The sequence below is a fragment of the Streptomyces sp. NPDC003697 genome, assembly GCF_053587115.1.
Window position 1 is genome coordinate 1 of the sequence record NZ_JBSFNN010000034.1, and the last position, 15665, is coordinate 15665.

9 protein-coding genes are annotated in these 15665 nt (G+C 74.1%); 1 reads left to right on the plus strand and 8 read right to left on the minus strand.

Annotated features, from left to right (window positions below; translation table 11 throughout):
- Positions 1 to 40: 40 nt before the first annotated feature.
- The 4 genes from ACWDNY_RS16005 to ACWDNY_RS16020 all read right to left on the minus strand — a co-directional run bounded on the left by ACWDNY_RS16005 (position 41) and on the right by ACWDNY_RS16020 (position 6951).
- Entirely contained in the window at positions 41 to 2020 is a 1980-nt protein-coding gene (locus ACWDNY_RS16005; RefSeq protein WP_451646352.1) for an ATP-dependent DNA helicase, read from the minus strand.
- A gap of 76 nt (positions 2021 to 2096) precedes the next feature.
- The gene (locus tag ACWDNY_RS16010) at positions 2097 to 3134 is read right to left on the minus strand and encodes a GNAT family N-acetyltransferase (protein WP_451646353.1); all 1038 of its coding nucleotides are present in this window, start codon (positions 3132 to 3134) and stop codon (positions 2097 to 2099) included.
- 86 nt (positions 3135 to 3220) lie between these two features.
- The gene (locus tag ACWDNY_RS16015; protein ID WP_451646354.1) at positions 3221 to 5143 is read right to left on the minus strand and encodes an IucA/IucC family protein; all 1923 of its coding nucleotides are present in this window, start codon (positions 5141 to 5143) and stop codon (positions 3221 to 3223) included.
- A 338-nt stretch (positions 5144 to 5481) separates the two neighbouring features.
- Positions 5482 to 6951: an aminotransferase class III-fold pyridoxal phosphate-dependent enzyme gene (locus tag ACWDNY_RS16020; protein WP_451646355.1), complete on the minus strand. Its 1470-nt coding sequence runs from the start codon at positions 6949 to 6951 to the stop codon at positions 5482 to 5484.
- 292 nt (positions 6952 to 7243) lie between these two features.
- On the opposite strand from ACWDNY_RS16020, the gene ACWDNY_RS16025 reads away from it, so the two are divergent.
- Positions 7244 to 8473, plus strand: a complete 1230-nt coding sequence (locus ACWDNY_RS16025) for a trypsin-like serine peptidase (protein ID WP_451646356.1) — start codon at positions 7244 to 7246, stop codon at positions 8471 to 8473.
- Positions 8474 to 8600: 127 nt separating this feature from the next.
- Here the strand turns inward: ACWDNY_RS16025 and hflX are convergent, their stop codons facing one another.
- The 4 genes from hflX to dapF all read right to left on the minus strand — a co-directional run bounded on the left by hflX (position 8601) and on the right by dapF (position 15527).
- The gene (gene hflX / locus ACWDNY_RS16030) at positions 8601 to 10091 is read right to left on the minus strand and encodes a GTPase HflX (RefSeq protein ID WP_451646357.1); all 1491 of its coding nucleotides are present in this window, start codon (positions 10089 to 10091) and stop codon (positions 8601 to 8603) included.
- A gap of 172 nt (positions 10092 to 10263) precedes the next feature.
- Entirely contained in the window at positions 10264 to 11853 is a 1590-nt protein-coding gene (locus tag ACWDNY_RS16035; RefSeq protein WP_451646358.1) for a M1 family metallopeptidase, read from the minus strand.
- A gap of 284 nt (positions 11854 to 12137) precedes the next feature.
- Complete coding sequence (locus ACWDNY_RS16040) at positions 12138 to 14357, minus strand: RelA/SpoT family protein (protein ID WP_451646359.1); 2220 nt, start codon at positions 14355 to 14357, stop codon at positions 12138 to 12140.
- Between the two features lie 300 nt (positions 14358 to 14657).
- The gene (dapF, locus tag ACWDNY_RS16045) at positions 14658 to 15527 is read right to left on the minus strand and encodes a diaminopimelate epimerase (RefSeq protein WP_451646360.1); all 870 of its coding nucleotides are present in this window, start codon (positions 15525 to 15527) and stop codon (positions 14658 to 14660) included.
- Positions 15528 to 15665 lie beyond the last annotated feature (138 nt).

The window sequence follows — 15665 nt, forward strand, 5'->3', positions numbered from 1 at the left end:
GGTCGAGCGGCCGTACGGGTGAGGACGCACCACCCCACGCTCACTTCTCCCCCTCCTCCTGCCGCGCGGCCGCGTCGATCGCGGCCAGCGACCTGCGGACCTGGTTGCGGTCCGTGGTAAACCAGAAGTCGGGCAGTGACGCCTTGAGGAAACCCCCGTAGCGGGCCGTCGCCAGCCGCTGGTCCAGCACCGCCACCACACCGCGGTCCCCCGTGGCCCGTACGAGACGGCCGGCCCCCTGCGCCATCAGCAGCGCCGCATGCGTGGCGGCCACCGCCATGAAGCCGTTGCCGCCCGCGTCCTCCACGGCCTTCTGCCGGGCGCTCATCAGCGGGTCGTCCGGGCGCGGGAACGGAATCTTGTCCATGACGACCAGCTGGCAGCTCGGCCCGGGGACGTCGACGCCCTGCCACAGGGACAGGGTGCCGAACAGGCACGTCCTCGGGTCCGCCGCGAAGTTCTTGATCAGCTCCCCCAGCGTCTCCTCGCCCTGGAGCAGGATCGGGAACTCGGGAATGCGGGTGCGCAGCTCCTCCGCGGCGAGCTGGGCGGCGCGCATCGACGAGAACAGGCCCAGCGTCCGCCCGCCGGCGGCCTGAATCAGTTCCGTCAGCTCGTCCAGCATGTCCGCCCGGTCGCCGTCCCGCGCCGGACGGGCCAGGTGCTTGGCGACGTACAGGATGCCCTGCTTGCGGTAGTCGAAGGGCGAGCCGACGTCCACGCCCTTCCACTTCGGCAGGTCGTCCCCCTCGGTGCCCTCCGCGGCGAGGCCCAGGGAGGCGCCGACGCCGTTGAAGTCGCCGCCGAGCTTGAGGGTCGCGGAGGTCAGGACGACGGAGCGGTCCGCGAAGAGCTTCTCCCGCAACAGACCCGACACGGACATCGGGGCGACGCGCAGTGAGGCACCGAACCGGTCGTGGCGCTCGTACCAGACGACGTCCCACTCGGAACCGTTGGTGATCCGCTCCGCCACGTCGTGCACGGTCTCCACCGAGGCCAGTGCCTGCTTGCGGACCGCGTCCTCGTCCTGGACGGACTTGTCACGGGTCGAGCCGAGCGCGGAGATCACGTTACGGGAGGCGTCGCGCAGTGCGAGCAGCGCATAGCCGAGGTCTTCCGGGATCTCCTCCAGACGGCCGGGCAGGGCGAGCTCCATCAGCCGCTCGAAGCCCTCGGCCGCGGTCTGGAGCTGGTCGGCGACCTTCTCGTCGACCAGCTTCGCCGCACGGCGCACCGCGCGGTTGACCTGGCCGGGCGTGAGCTCGCCGGTGGCGGCCCCGGTCACCCGGGAGACCAGCTCGTGCGCCTCGTCGACGATCAGCACCTCGTGCTGCGGCAGGACCGGCGCGCCCTCGATGGCGTCGATCGCGAGCAGCGCGTGATTGGTGACGATGACCTCGGCGAGCTTGGCGCGCTCGCGGGCCGTCTCGGCGAAGCACTCGGCGCCGTAGGCGCACTTCGAGGCGCCCAGGCACTCCCGGGAGGACACCGACACCTGCGCCCAGGCGCGGTCGGACACGCCGGGTGTCAGGTCGTCGCGGTCGCCGTTCTCCGTCTCGTCCGCCCAGTCACGCAGGCGCAGCAGGTCCTGGCCCAGCTTGCTGGTGGGCGCGGCCGCCTCGAACTGGTCGAACAGGCCCTCCTCCTCGTCCTGCGGCATGCCCTCGTGCAGGCGGTGCAGGCACAGGTAGTTCGACCGGCCCTTGAGCATGGCGAACTCGGGGCGGCGGCGCAGCAGGGGGTACAGGGCCTCCACCGTGCGCGGCAGGTCCCGTTCGACCAGCTGGCGCTGCAGGGCGAGCGTGGCGGTCGCCACGACGACCGGCTCCCCGTGGGCGAGCGCGGGCACCAGGTAGCCCAGTGACTTGCCGGTACCGGTACCGGCCTGGACCAGGAGGTGCGAACCGTCGTCGATGGCGTCCGCGACGGCTTGGGCCATGGTGACCTGGCCGGGGCGCTCCGTGCCGCCTACGGAGGTGACGGCGGCGTGCAGAAGATCGGGGAGTGAGGGCTTCGTCATAGCGCGACCACCCTACGGCGCGGGACTGACAAACCGGCTATCGAGGCGAGGATCGAGCGGAACGGACCGGACCGGTTCACAGCCGGTGGCGCAGGGACCGGTCCCTGATCACGAGCGCCGCGCGCTTGGCCGGCAGGTCGACCTCGCCGAAGAACCGGAAGCCGGCGCTCAGGAAGGCGGCCACCGAGGGCGTGTTGCGCAGGTCCGGCTCCGCGACGACGCGGGCGCAGGTGACGCGCTTGTCCAGCACCAGGTCGGCCACGGCTCTGAGCAGGATGCTGCCCACTCCGCGGCCCCGGTCGGCGACGCGGCCGAGGAGGAGGTGGACTCCGGTGTCGTGCGGCCGGGCCGGGTAACGCCGGGCGAGCGGGTCGAGGTCGGCCCGGTAGATCTCCCAGTAGCTCATCGGGGCGCCCCCGATGAGGCCGAGGCAGGGAACGCTGCGTCCGTCGCCGTCGAGTTGGGCGCGCAGGTGGGCCTCGGCCACGCCCCGGGGTCCGGCCAGCCGCCAGAAGGCCGCGACGGCGGGGTCGTTCATCCAGCGGCTGACGACCGGCAGGTCGCGGTCGAGGCGAACGGGGACGAGTTCGAACACGCCGGCGGGCGTGTCGACGGGCCCCCAGCCGCCCACGCCGTCGAGGAGGTCGTCCATGACGGGGGTGCGGGTGACCGCGTGGGGGGGTGCGGAGTGCGGCGGGAGCGTGTCCCCGTCGCTTCCGGACGGGGCGCCGGTGCGTGCGGGGGCCGGGACGGCGGCGAGACGTTCTGGATCGGTCCGGGGATCGGTGCCGGTCCGCGTCGGCCCGGTCGGCCCCCTGAAGAGCGCGACGAAATCGTCGGGCAGATGCAGGTCGAGCGTGTCCTCGCCATCGTCGTCACCGTCCCCGTCGCCCTGCTCGCCGGCTGAGGGCGCTTCGGGCGCGGCGCGGCCGGCGTCCGGGGGCGCGCCGGCTGTGTCCGGGGCGGCGAGGAGCGCCGCGGCCGTCGGGTCCGGGTCGGTGGGGCGGGCGGTGCCGTCCTCGTTCGGGGCGCTGCCGGGAAGGGCACCGGCTGTGCTCGTGGGAGCGGTTCCGGAGGTGGGGGCGTGGCCGGCGCCTGTGTCGGAGGGAGGCATGGCGCTCCTCTCAGGAGACGGATGGGGCGTGGCCCTCGGCGGGGACGGACGAGGGCGGGGGAAGCGGTGGGCAGCGGAGGGGGCGGTCAGCGGTACAGGGGGTTGGCGATGGTGACGTAGACGGACTGGGTGTCCACCGGGCCGACGAGTTCGTCCAGGCCGTGCAGCCGGGTCAGCAGGTTGGCCTTGCAGCGCAGGACCGGTGACTCCAGGAGGCGGGCCGGCAGCGGGGAGCGGATGGGGGCGGGGCTCGAGGCGGCGTCCGTGAGGAAGCGGCGGAAGGCGGCCAGCAGGAGCCGTTCGTCGGCCAGCCGCTGCGCGCCCAAGGCGCCGATGAGGCCGAGGACGTTGTTGACGGCCAGGTAGTAGGCGAACCGTTCGTCGGTGACCTCGTCGGGCACGAAGGTGTCGCTGTGCCGACCGATCCCGGGCAGCCGGCCCTCGAGTTCCGCCCGCCGGGACGCGCGGAAGTAGTAGCCCTGGTTGTCGCGGTACCGGCCGCCCACGGGCCAGCCGTCACGGTCCAGCAGGACCAGCGTGTTCTGCTGGTGGGCCTCCAGTGCGATCCCCGCCGCGCCGTCCAGCCAGAGCACGGGGCGCACCACCTGTTCGAGGTAGCGCAGGAACCACTCGGCCACGACGGCTCCCCGCGGGCACCCGGCGCGGGCGGCGAGGCGTGTGACGACCTCGGACAGACGCGACCGCATGACCGGGGCGGCGCCCCGGCCGGGGCGCGGGCGGGGCGCGACGAGTCCGGCGACGCAGGAGACGTCGTCCGAGGGACCGAACGGGTTGTGCCGGATCACCACGTCCAGGCCGGGCACGGGGGCGCCGTCCGGGCCGTCGACGGCGAGCCAGGCCGGATCGCGGACGATGTCGAAGGTGGGGTGCGCGGACCGCCATTCCCCCGCAAGGCCGGTGCGCAGCAGGCGGTGCACCTCGACGCCCCGGTGCAGCTCCTTGCGGAGGTTCTCCCGCCGCGAGTTCGTGATGCGCAGGCCGAGCGACAGCTTGAGCATGGCGGGGGCGCCGGATCGGTGCACGGTGCGCACGGAGGACGTGGGGTGCCAGAACGGGCCGTGGGGCCCGAGGTCGCGGAGCAGCCCGGCCTCGAACAGCGCCTCGGTGCCGGCACGGTGGCGCACGTCGCGCAGCTGCCAGGGGTGCAGGGGCAGGGCCGCGTGTCCGTCGGGCAGCGGCAGTCCGGGTCCGGCGAGCCGGGCTGTGAGCCGGTCGGCGGGCATGGGCCGGCCGCGCTCGGTCCAGGCCGAGTCGGCGGCGATCAGGGAGCGGGCGACGGCCACCCAGTGCAGCGGGAAGGAACCGCGCGACTCCGGCGAGTAGGCGCGGGCTTCGGCCTCTGTCAGACCCTCCCGGCTCTTGGGGGTGGGGTGCAGTGGGTGGCCGAGAAGGAGGGCCTGCTCGGCGGAGAGGAAGAGATCGGGGCCGTCGGCGGGGTGGGTCCGGCGGTCGCCGAGGAAGACGGCCGTGCGGCGGACGGAGTCGGCGACCCGGGCGACCAGGTCGGTGGCGTGGGCGGGAGCGGGGGGCGCTTCGTGTGGAGGGTCCTCCGGCGGAACGCGGGTGGCCGACGGTGCCGGGGCGGTGGTCCCCGGCACCTCCCGTGTGAGCAGCGCCGCGACCGTCACGGCGTCGGCGGGCGGGGCGTCCTCGGGTGCGTCGGCCAGGCGGGGCGGGCCGAACCGGTGCCAGCCCGTCGGTGACCAGTAAAGGACGGGGACGAGCAGGGCCGTGCCGGCGGCCGGCACGGGGATGCGCAGGCTGGTGCTGCCGGGCGGGGCGGTGCCGGTCTCCCGGACCCAGCAGCGCAGCAGGTTCTCCACGGTCGCGGCCTGGGCGGCGGTGTGCGGGTCGGGATGCTCCAGCGGGTCACCGCGGAGACCGTCCGCCCGTTCCGTGTCCGCGGCTCGGGTCCGCTGTGCCGGGAGGTGTTCGGCCGTCACGTCATGGGCGTGGGAGCGGCCGTCGGGTGTGGGGGTGACGTTCAAGACGGTTCCTCGCGGGTCGTTCGGTCCTCGCGGTCCGGCTGGGGACGGACCGGTACGGGTGGGGGCTCAGGTGCGGGGTCGGGCCCTTCTGCGGCGTGGTGGCTGGTTCGAGGGGGCTGCGCGACGGCACAAGGCGGCAGGTCGCTCGGGGGGCGCGAGGTTCAGGCGGTGCCCACCGTGTCTCAGGCCCGGTCCCGGCTCCGCGGAGCCTGCGCGTCCCGGCGCCCTGCTGGTCGCCGCTCGCGTGTCGCCGCCGCACGGTGGTCCGGCGGCACCGGTTCCGCGCGTGCGGTTGCTCGCCTGTGCTCCGCGGCGCGCCGGGCTGTCGCCGGCCGTCGCTACCCGGCTCCCGGGCGGCGTCCCGGCCGGCGGGACGGCCGCTCCCGGCCGGCGTGCACGAGGGGGGCGCGGGCCACGGCCTCGACCGCGTCGGCCAGCCGGTCGAGCACCGCCTCCGCCTGGTCGTCACTGATCGTCAGCGGCGGAAGCAGCCGTACGACGCCGGCGTGGCGGCCACCGAGGTCGACGAGGAGGCCCCGCCGCAGGCACTCCCGCTGCACGGCGGCCGCGAGTTGGGTTGCAGTGGGACGGGGTTGCGCACGCGCGGCCGCCGGTGCGGCGTCCCCGCCGTCACCGGAGCCGGGCGACCGCTCGGGCTCCCCCTGAGGGTCCACCAGGTGAAGGCCGATCATCAGGCCGCGGCCCCGCACGTCCCCGAGGCAGGGCAACTGCCCGGCCAGCGCGCGCAGTCGGGACAGCATGCGGGAACCGAGTCTCGCCGCGCGGTCGGCGAGGCGGTTCTCGCGGACGTGGACGAGCGTGGCGGTGCCCGCGGCCATGGCGAGCTGGTTGCCGCGGAAGACGCCCGCGCGGTCGCCGGGTCGCCAGACGTCCAGGTCGTCGCGGTGGACGATCACGGCCAGCGGCAGGCTGCCGCCGACGGCCTTCGACAGCACCATCACATCCGGTGCGATGCCGCTGTGTTCCACCGCCCAGAAGGCGCCCGTCCGCCCCAGCCCCGTCTCCGTCTCGTCGGCGATCAGCGGGACGGAACGGTCCGCCGTGACGCGGCGCACGCGCCGCAGCCAGTCGTCGGGCGGGGCGGGCACCCCGCCCTCGCATCGCACGGGTTCGAGGATCACCCCGGCGGGCAGCGGCTCGCCCGCCACGGGGCCGCCGAGGACGGACTCGGTCCAGCGGGCGGCGAGTTGGGTGCCCTCGGCCCCGCCGGCGCCCCAGGGGGCGCGGTGGTCCCGCGGAAAGAGCGGTTGGGCGACCCCTGCGCCGGCGGCCGGTCCGGACGCGGCGAGCACCTCGGCGGTCGTCCCCGGTGAGGCACCGGCGAGGGCGACGATCCCGGTGCGGCCGGTCGCGGCGCGGACGACAGCGAAGGCGGTCTCCACCGCGTCCGTGGCGGTCGGTCCGCAGAAGCGCACGCGCGCCTGGCCGGCGAGCCCGGCCGGCAGGGTGCGGCACAGCTCGGCGACGAAGGCGTCCTGGACGGGGGTGGGAAGGTCGAGGGCGTGCAGGGGTGCGCCGGAGTCGAGCACCCTGCGCACGGCCTCCAGCACGACGGGGTGGTTGTGTCCGAGTGCGAGGGTTCCGGCACCGGAGAGGCAGTCCAGGTAACGGCGGCCGTCGGGGCCCTCGATGGTCAGTCCGCGGGCGCGGACGGGAACGATGGGCAGGGCGCGCGCGTAGGTGCGTGCCGCCGGCTCGCGCGCCGGCTGACGCCGCGGGGTGCCCTCGTGTGCGGCGCGCGCCCCCGTGGGCGCACACCCGTCGGGCGAAGACTCCGTCACGGTCACGGCTCCCTGTCCTCCGGCTCTCCAAGGGCGAGTTGCCGCCATCGGTGCAGGAGTCCGCACGCGGGCAGCGGGACCCCCACCGCTACAACCGCGGGCCGCCCGCACGGTTACGGGTCGCTCCAAGATCCTTGCCGTGACGCAACCGTTGCCGTTCCGTCGGAACTCCCCCACAGCGAGCACATAGGGTGTGATGCCGTTCCCGCTTGCCGTGGACACCGCCCGGGCTCGGCCCGAACCGGCGGAAGCGCACGGCCGCGGCACCCAGTTCGCCGACCTCAGGGGGAGTCAGACCATGCGCCCGATACGCCCGTTCTTCGCCGCACGCCGAGGAAGGGGCGCGCGCCACGGGGCCTCCCGCGTGCTGACGGCCGTCGCTGTGGCCTCGGCACTGGCGCTCACCGCCACCGCGTGCGACTCGGGCGGAGCCGAGGCGGACGGCAAGGCCACCGCCTCCGCGACCGCAGGCGCCACCGGTGACGGGAAGATCAGGATCCCGGACGACCTGAGGCAGAAGCTCAGGGACCGCGGGATCGACATCGACAAGTGGAAGCACGGCGCCTGGAAGAAGTGGGACCGGGACGACTGGCTGCGCGAGGCCGACGAGTTCATCAACCCCATCATCAAGGGCCTGTGGGACCCGGAGCGCATGCGCCGGGCCGAGGAACCGGACCGGGGCGTCGACGCGAGCGACCTCTCCGGTGACCAGGGCGTCACCGATCCGACGCCGGCGCCGGTGAGGGCGCAGTCCGTACCGCCCACGTACCACGCCAACGCGGCGACGGCGGGCAAGGTCTTCTTCGACTCCCCCGAGGGCACGATGGTCTGCTCGGCGACGGTCGTGAAGGACCCGGCCCACCCGGGCAGGTCGAACCTCGTGTGGACGGCCGGCCACTGCGTGCACGCCGGCAGGAAGGGCGGCTGGTACCGCAACATCGCCTTCGTCCCGTCGTACAACGACGCCGGCCTGAGCGCCGCCGAGGTGCAGGACGCCGACCGCGACGAGGTCGCTCCGTACGGCGTGTGGTGGGGCGACTGGGCGCAGACCTCGGAGCAGTGGATCGAGCAGGGCGGTTCGACCGGCGGCGACGGCGCCGCCTACGACTTCGCCGTCATCCATGTGACGCCGGAGAAGGGCGGCGCGGGCACGTCGCTGGAGGAGACGGTCGGCGCGGCGCTGCCGGTCGACTTCGACGCCCCGGCCGTGCCGAAGCTGGAGAGCGTCACCGCGACCGGCTACCCGGCCGCACCGCCGTACGACGGCCAGCGGCTGTACCGGTGCCAGGACAAGCCGGGACGGCTGTCCATCGAGACGGCGGCGCCGACGATGTACCGCATCGGCTGCACCATGACCGGCGGTTCCTCCGGCGGCGGCTGGGTGACGGCCGGACAGGACGGCAGGCCGGCACTGGTCTCCAACACCTCGATCGGACCGGTCACGGCGGGCTGGCTCGCGGGTCCGCGCCTGGGCCCGGTGGCCAAGGGCGTGTACGAGTCCGTCAGCGGGAAGTTCGCCGGGCAGTGACCACCGGGCGGCGGGGGGTCCGCGCCGGCGTGGACCGTCGCACCCCGCCGGACGGAGACGCCGCCCGCTGACGGCGGCATGCCGAAGGCCCGCCCCCTGTGATGGGGACGGGCCTTCGTGCCGTCGGTCAGAGCGCGGCGGCGGGTACGTACGGCGAGAGGTCGGAGGCCAGCTCCTCGTGCACCCGCGCCTTGAGCAGCGTGCCCTCCGCGGTGTGCTCCTCGGAGATCACCTCGCCCTCGGTGTGGGCACGGGCGACGAGCCTGCCGTGCGTGTACGGCACGAGCGCCTCGATCTCCACGGACGGTCGCGGCAGCTCGTCGTCGATGAGCGCGAGCAGCTCCGCGATACCCCGGCCCGTGCGGGCCGAGACGGCGATGGAGCGCTTCTCGATCCGCAGCAGCCGCTGGAGGACCAGCGGGTCGGCCGCGTCCGCCTTGTTGATCACGACGATCTCGGGCACGTCGGTGGCGCCGACGTCCCTGATCACCTCGCGCACGGAGGCCAGCTGCTCCTCCGGGTCCGGGTGCGAACCGTCCACCACGTGCAGGATCAGGTCGGAGTCGCCGACCTCCTCCATGGTGGAGCGGAACGCCTCGACCAGGTGGTGCGGCAGGTGCCGGACGAAGCCGACCGTGTCGGCCAGCGTGTAGAGCCGGCCGCTCGGGGTCTCGGCCCGGCGCACGGTCGGGTCGAGGGTCGCGAACAGGGCGTTCTCGACCAGTACGCCCGCGCCCGTGAGGCGGTTGAGCAGGGAGGACTTGCCGGCGTTGGTGTAGCCGGCAATGGCGACGGACGGCACCTTGTTGCGGCGCCGCTCCTGGCGCTTGATCTCGCGGCCGGTCTTCATGTCCGCGATCTCCCGGCGCATCTTCGCCATCTTCTCGCGGATCCGGCGCCGGTCCGTCTCGATCTTGGTCTCACCGGGACCACGCGTCGCGAGGCCGCCGCTGCCACCGCCCATCTGCCGGGACAGCGACTGACCCCAGCCACGCAGCCGCGGCAGCATGTACTGCATCTGCGCGAGCGCGACCTGCGCCTTGCCCTCACGGGACTTGGCGTGCTGGGCGAAGATGTCCAGGATGAGCGCCGTACGGTCGATGACCTTGACCTTGACGACGTCCTCGAGGTGGATGAGCTGGCCGGGGCTGAGCTCACCGTCACAGATGACGGTGTCCGCGCCCGTCTCCAGGACGATGTCGCGCAGCTCCTCGGCCTTGCCGGAACCGATGTAGGTCGCCGCGTCGGGCTTGTCGCGGCGCTGGATCACACCGTCGAGCACGACCGCGCCCGCGGTCTCCGCGAGGGCGGCGAGCTCGGCGAGGGAGTTCTCCGCGTCCCGTACGGTCCCCGAGGTCCAGACGCCGACGAGCACGACGCGCTCCAGGCGGAGCTGCCGGTACTCGACCTCGGTGACGTCCTCGAGCTCGGTGGAGAGGCCCGCGACACGGCGCAGGGCGGCACGCTCGGAGCGGTCGAACTGGTCGCCGTCCCGGTCTCCGTCGATCTCGAGGCTCCAGGCGACGTCCTCTTCCATCAGGGCATCGGCCCGAAGTCCTTCGGGATGGGTGTGCACAAGGCGCTTGGTGGCCTGGGAAGAGGAAGAAGAGGAGGTCATTGGGTCCTTACGTCGTTGGGGATGGCGTGGCGCGGCGGCGGAGCTGCGAGCAGCGCCCCCGCCTGGCCGGCCGTTCACTGATCAGAACGCACGGACAGTCCGGGACATTCCCGTGTGCCGTGCCGCGCCGACCTGATGATGGTCGCACGGCACGGCCCGTCTCGCCACGGTGTTATCGCCTGCCTCCGTGGTGTGCCGCCCCGTGCGGAGGCTTCCCCGCCGCCTTCGCCGCAGTCGGCCTCCAGTCGGGGTGGCCGGGCATCGGCGGGGTCTTCGTCCCGTAGAGCCAGGCCTGGAAGAAGGCGCTCAGGTCGCGGCCGGAGACGTCCGACGCGAGGCGGACGAAGTCGGCCGTGCCCGCCGTGCCGTTCCGGTGCGAGCGCACCCACGTCCGCTCCAGACGGTCGAAGGCGGCTTCGCCGATCTTCTGGCGCAGCGCGTAGAGGACGAGCGCGGCCCCGTCGTAGACGTTCGGGCGGAAGATGCCGATCTTGTTGCCGGGCTGGGGCGGCTTGGGCAGCGCGGGCGGACCGCCGGCCGCGCGCCAGCCGTCGGAGGCACCGTAGGCGGCCTTCATCCGCGCCTGGAGGGACTTGCCTGCCGTCTCCTGGGCGTACAGGGCCTCGTACCAGGTGGCGTGTCCCTCGTTGAGCCACAGGTCGGACCAGGTGCGCGGGGTGACGCTGTCGCCGAACCACTGGTGGGACAGCTCGTGCACCATGATCGACTGGATGTACCAGGCGGGGTAGCCGGGCTTGGTGAACAACTCCTTCTCGAAGAGGGAGAGGGTCTGTGTCTCCAGCTCGAAGCCGGTGGCGGCCGAGGTCATGAGCAGGCCGTACGTCTCGAACGGGTACGGCCCGACCTTGTTCTCCATCCACGCGATCTGAGCGGGCGTCCTGGCCAGCCACGGTTCGAGCGCCGCGCGGTCGGCGGTGGGGACGACGTCGCGCACGGGCAGCCCGTGCGGTCCGGTGCGGTGCAGCACCGTGGAGCGGCCCACGGACAGCTGGGCCAGTTCGGTCGCCATGGGGTACCGGGTGCGGTATGTCCACGTCGTCGCCCCGCTCGTCCGGTCGACGCCCGCCGGCAGACCGTTGGCCACGGCCGTGTAGCCGTCGGGCGTGGTGACGCGGATGGTGAACAGCGCCTTGTCGGAGGGGTGGTCGTTGCAGGGGAACACCAGATGGGCGGCGTCGGCCTGGTTGGCCATGGCGAGGCCGTCGCCGGTGCGCACCCAGCCGCCGTCCCGGCCCCCGGCGGGACGGGGGTCGCTGGTGTGGCGCACGGTGATGCGGGTCCGGCCGCCCCGCGGCAGCGGCGTGCCGGGGGTGACGACCAGGTCCTCGCCGGCGCTGGTGAACCTCGCGGGCCGGCCGTCGACGGTCACCGACTGCACCGTGCCGTGCGCGAAGTCGAGGTTGAGGCGGTCCAGTCGCCGGGTGGTCAGGGCGTCGATCGTGGTGACGGCCCGGAGCGGCTCGTTGTTGCTGCCGGAGTAGGCGAAGGACAGGTCGTACGACGCCACGTCGTACCCGGGGTTCCCGAGGTACGGGAAGAGGCGGTCACCGACGCCCAGGGGTTCCGCCGGCGCGCTCGCGGCGACCAGGCAGACGGAGACGGCGGAGGCGAGGAGCCCTGCCCGCAGGCGGCGGGTCGCGAAACGGGCCCGGGAGGCTCGCGCCGGCGGCGGGAGAAGGCGGGAGACGGGCGACTGGGTGCTGGGGCCGGCCTGCTGGGACCGGCGGAGGGTGAGCGGCATGCAGCCACCGCTATCAGCGGCGGCGCACTGTACGGCGACGACGCGCACCGGTGCCACCCGAACGGGGCCATACGGGGTACGGGGGTGACCACGCTTCGGCGGGCGGCGCACGGGGGCGTGGCGCGATCCGGGGCACGGGTGGCGTGGCCCGCCCCGGGCACGGGCACGGAGCGGGGCAGGCGTGCGCCGGGTGCCTGCGGGGCGGGGCAGACGTGCCCGCGCGGGCCGGACCGGTTGCCGGGTACGCGCCGAGGGCCGCGCCCGTCGTGGGGGCGGGGGTCGCGTCAGCCGCTCTGCGGGGGTGGCTGGGTGCGGCTGACGTCGTAGACGCCCGGCACGTTCCGCATGGCCCGCATCAGGGCGGGAAGCCGGGCCGCGTCCGGGAGCCGGAGGGTGTAGGTGTGGCGGACCCGCTGCTGGGCGGGCGGTGCGACCGTCGCCGAGATGATCTCGACGTCCTCGAGGGCGATGGCCTCGGTGAGATCGGCCAGCAGATGCGGGCGGCCGAACGATTCGGCGAGCAGCGTGACCCGGCACTCCGCGGTGTCGCCCCAGCGCACGCCGGCCTCCGCACGCCCCGCCTCGCGCATCCGCGCCACCGCGCCGCACTCGACGCGGTGCACGGTGACCACTCCCCCGCGGACGGGGAAGCCGGTGACCTCGTCGGGCGGCACCGGCGTACAGCAGCCCGCGAGCCGGACGGCGGCGCGGGGCCGGTCGTCGACCACCACGCTCGCCGTGCCGGGCCGCGGGGTGGGCCGTGCCTGGGCGGAGCTGTCGGCCGGGCGGCCGGCGGTGCCGGCTCCCGCGCCGCCGTCCGACGCGCGGGACCCGTCGCCGGACGTCCCGCCGCGTTCGCCCGCGGCCTCGCCGCCGGCGGGTGCCGGGTGCGTCGCCAGCCACCGCTGGATGGCGATCCGGGCGGCCGGGGTGTGCGCGTGGTCCAGCCACTCCCGGGAGGGCTCGGAGGCCGGGTCCTGGCCCATGAGGAGCTGGACGGTGTCGCCGTCCCGCAGGACGGTGCTCAGCGTCGCGAGGCGGCCGTTGACGCGGGCGCCGATGCACGCGTGGGCGTCCTCGCCGTACTGGGCGTAGGCGGCGTCCACGCAGGTGGCGCCCTCGGGCAGGCCGAGTGTGCCCCCGTCGGGCCGGAAGACGGTGATCTCGCGGTCCTGGGCGAGGTCCGCGCGCAGCGTGGACCAGAACGTGTCGGGGTCGGGTGCGGCCCGCTGCCAGTCCAGGAGGCGGGAGAGCCACCCGGGACGGGTGGGGTCGGCGCGCTCGCCGTCCGCCGGGTCGTCGGTCGCCGGCGGTGCGTAGGGGTTGCCGAGCGCGACGACACCGGCCTCGGCGACCTTGTGCATCTGGTGGGTGCGGATGAGGACTTCGACGACCTGGCCGTCCGGGGAGCCGCTCCCCGGCTCGTCGGCGGGGGCGGCGGGCAGGGCGACGGCGGTGTGCAGCGACTGGTACAGGTTGAACTTGGGGACGGCGATGAAGTCCTTGAACTCCGAGACGACCGGCGTGAGGCAGGTGTGCAGTTCACCGAGGACCGCGTAGCAGTCGGCGTCCTCGCCGACCAGCACCAGCAGGCGGCCGAAGTCGCACCCGCGCAGCCGGCCGCGCTTGCGGGCGACGCGGTGCACGGAGACGAAGTGGCGCGGCCGGATGAGGACCTCGGCGGGGATGCCGGCCTCGCGCAGCACACCGCGGACCCGCTCGGCGACCTCGGCCAGCGGGTCGTCGGCGCGGGCGGCGTTCTCGGCGATCAACTCCCGTGTGTGCTCGTACTCCCCGGGGCGCAGGATCGCGAAGACGAGGTCCTCCAGCTCCGTCTTGAGCGCCTGGACACCGAGCCGTTCGGCGAGCGGGATGAGGACGTCCCGGGTCACCCCGGCGATGCGGGCCTGCTTCTCCGGCCGCATCACGCCGAGGGTGCGCATGTTGTGCAGCCGGTCGGCGAGCTTGATCGACATGACGCGGACGTCGTTGCCGGTGGCGACGAGCATCTTGCGGAACGTCTCGGGTTCGGCGGCGGCGCCGTACTCGACCTTCTCCAGCTTGGTGACGCCGTCGACGAGGTAGCACACCTCCTCGCCGAACTCCTCGCGCACCTGGTCCAGCGTCACGTCCGTGTCCTCGACGGTGTCGTGCAGCAGGGAGGCGGTCAACGTCGTGGTCTCCGCGCCGAGTTCGGCGAGGATGAGGGTCACCGCCAGCGGATGGGTGATGTAGGGCTCGCCGCTCTTGCGCATCTGGCCGCGATGCGAGGACTCGGCCAGGACGTATGCGCGGCGGAGCGGTTCGAGGTCGGCGTCGGGGAAGTGGGCCCGGTGGGCCTCGGCGACATGGCCGATCGCGTCGGGCAGCCGGTCGCGGGCCGTGGGCCCGAGCAGCGCGGCCCGGCCGAGGCGGCGCAGGTCGATCCGGGGGCGGGCCCGCCTGCGGGCCGTTGTGGGTACTACGGCGCCGGGCGCCGCAGGGTTCGTGGCATCCGCACTCATGGGCACCTCCGGCTGCGTGGACCGGCGGACGGGTGCCCCAGGCTGTGCGCGGCACAGGGGTCGTGGTGACGGATCCCCCGTCCGGGCCGGTGCTTGATGCTACCCAGCCCACCACCCGCGGCCGACCGCCTCTCGGAGAGCGTGAAACGGATCACCCATTCGAGCGATGGATAGGAGGTTTAAGGGTTTTCGGTCACCCGGCGTACGGTCGGCCGTCGAATCCGGCTCGCACGGGGCCGTCGATCGTGGGTGTTCCCGTCCCGGCGGGCCCGGACCATGGATTCCGCTGCCCGTCCCCCGTCAGCGGAGCGCGTCTTCCAGCCACTGCGCGTCGATCTCGCCCTCGGCCACGATCACGGCGGGACCGGTCATCTCGACCTCACCGTCCGCCCGCTCGGTGATCACGAGGGTTCCGCCGGGCACGTCCACCGTGTACGTCGCCGGGGTTCCGGTGGCGGCGGGGTCGGCGCCGTCGCGCCGGGCGGCCGCCACGGCGACGGCGCACGCGCCGGTGCCGCAGGAGCGGGTCTCGCCGGAACCGCGCTCGTGCACGCGCATCGCCACGTGGCGGGGGCCGCGGTCGACGACGAACTCGACGTTCACGCCGTCGGGGTAGGCGGAGGCGGGGCTGAAGGGCGGCGGGGCGAGCAGGTCGCCGGCGTGCGTGAGGTCGTCGACGAAGGCGACCGCGTGCGGGTTGCCCATGTTCACGTTCCGCGCGGGCCAGCTGCGCTCGCCGACGCTCACCTCGACGGTCACCTCGGGCAGCCGCGCCCGACCCATGCCGACGGTGATGTCGCCGTCCTTGTCGAGGTGCGCGCTCTTCACGCCCGCGCGGGTGGCGATCCTGACGTCGCCCTCGGTGACGTGCCCGGCGTGCTGGAGATAGCGGACGAAGACCCGCACGCCGTTGCCGCACATCTCCGCGACGGAGCCGTCGCCGTTGCGGTAGTCCATGAACCACTCGGCCTCGTCGGCCATCGCCCGGGCCTCCGGGTGCGCGGCCGACCGCACGACGTGCAGCACGCCGTCCCCGCCGATGCCCGCGCGCCGGTCGCACAGCGCGGCGACGGCGGCCGGGGACAGGTCGACGGAGTTGTCCGGGTCCGGGACGATGACGAAGTCGTTCTCGGTGCCGTGACCCTTGAGGAAGGCGATCCGCGTGCTCATTCCTCGATCGTACGGGGTCACCACGACGCCCCGGCGATCACGACGGCTGTGGTCCGGCCCGTCTCGGCGGGCACCGGGCCATCGGGCGGGGCGGTCCTCACGCCCGTCGGCGCGGGGGGCGTGCCATCCGCCGGGCGG

What these genes read in the sequence shown, in the direction of transcription:
- ACWDNY_RS16005 (WP_451646352.1), bottom strand. Translation starts at nt 2,020, where the DNA reads ATGACGAAGCCCTCACTCCCCGATCTTCTGCACGCCGCCGTCACCTCC.
- ACWDNY_RS16010 (WP_451646353.1), bottom strand. Translation starts at nt 3,134, where the DNA reads ATGCCTCCCTCCGACACAGGCGCCGGCCACGCCCCCACCTCCGGAACC.
- ACWDNY_RS16025 (WP_451646356.1), top strand. Translation starts at nt 7,244, where the DNA reads ATGCGCCCGATACGCCCGTTCTTCGCCGCACGCCGAGGAAGGGGCGCG.
- hflX (WP_451646357.1), bottom strand. Translation starts at nt 10,091, where the DNA reads ATGACCTCCTCTTCTTCCTCTTCCCAGGCCACCAAGCGCCTTGTGCAC.
- ACWDNY_RS16035 (WP_451646358.1), bottom strand. Translation starts at nt 11,853, where the DNA reads ATGCCGCTCACCCTCCGCCGGTCCCAGCAGGCCGGCCCCAGCACCCAG.
- ACWDNY_RS16040 (WP_451646359.1), bottom strand. Translation starts at nt 14,357, where the DNA reads ATGAGTGCGGATGCCACGAACCCTGCGGCGCCCGGCGCCGTAGTACCC.
- dapF (WP_451646360.1), bottom strand. Translation starts at nt 15,527, where the DNA reads ATGAGCACGCGGATCGCCTTCCTCAAGGGTCACGGCACCGAGAACGAC.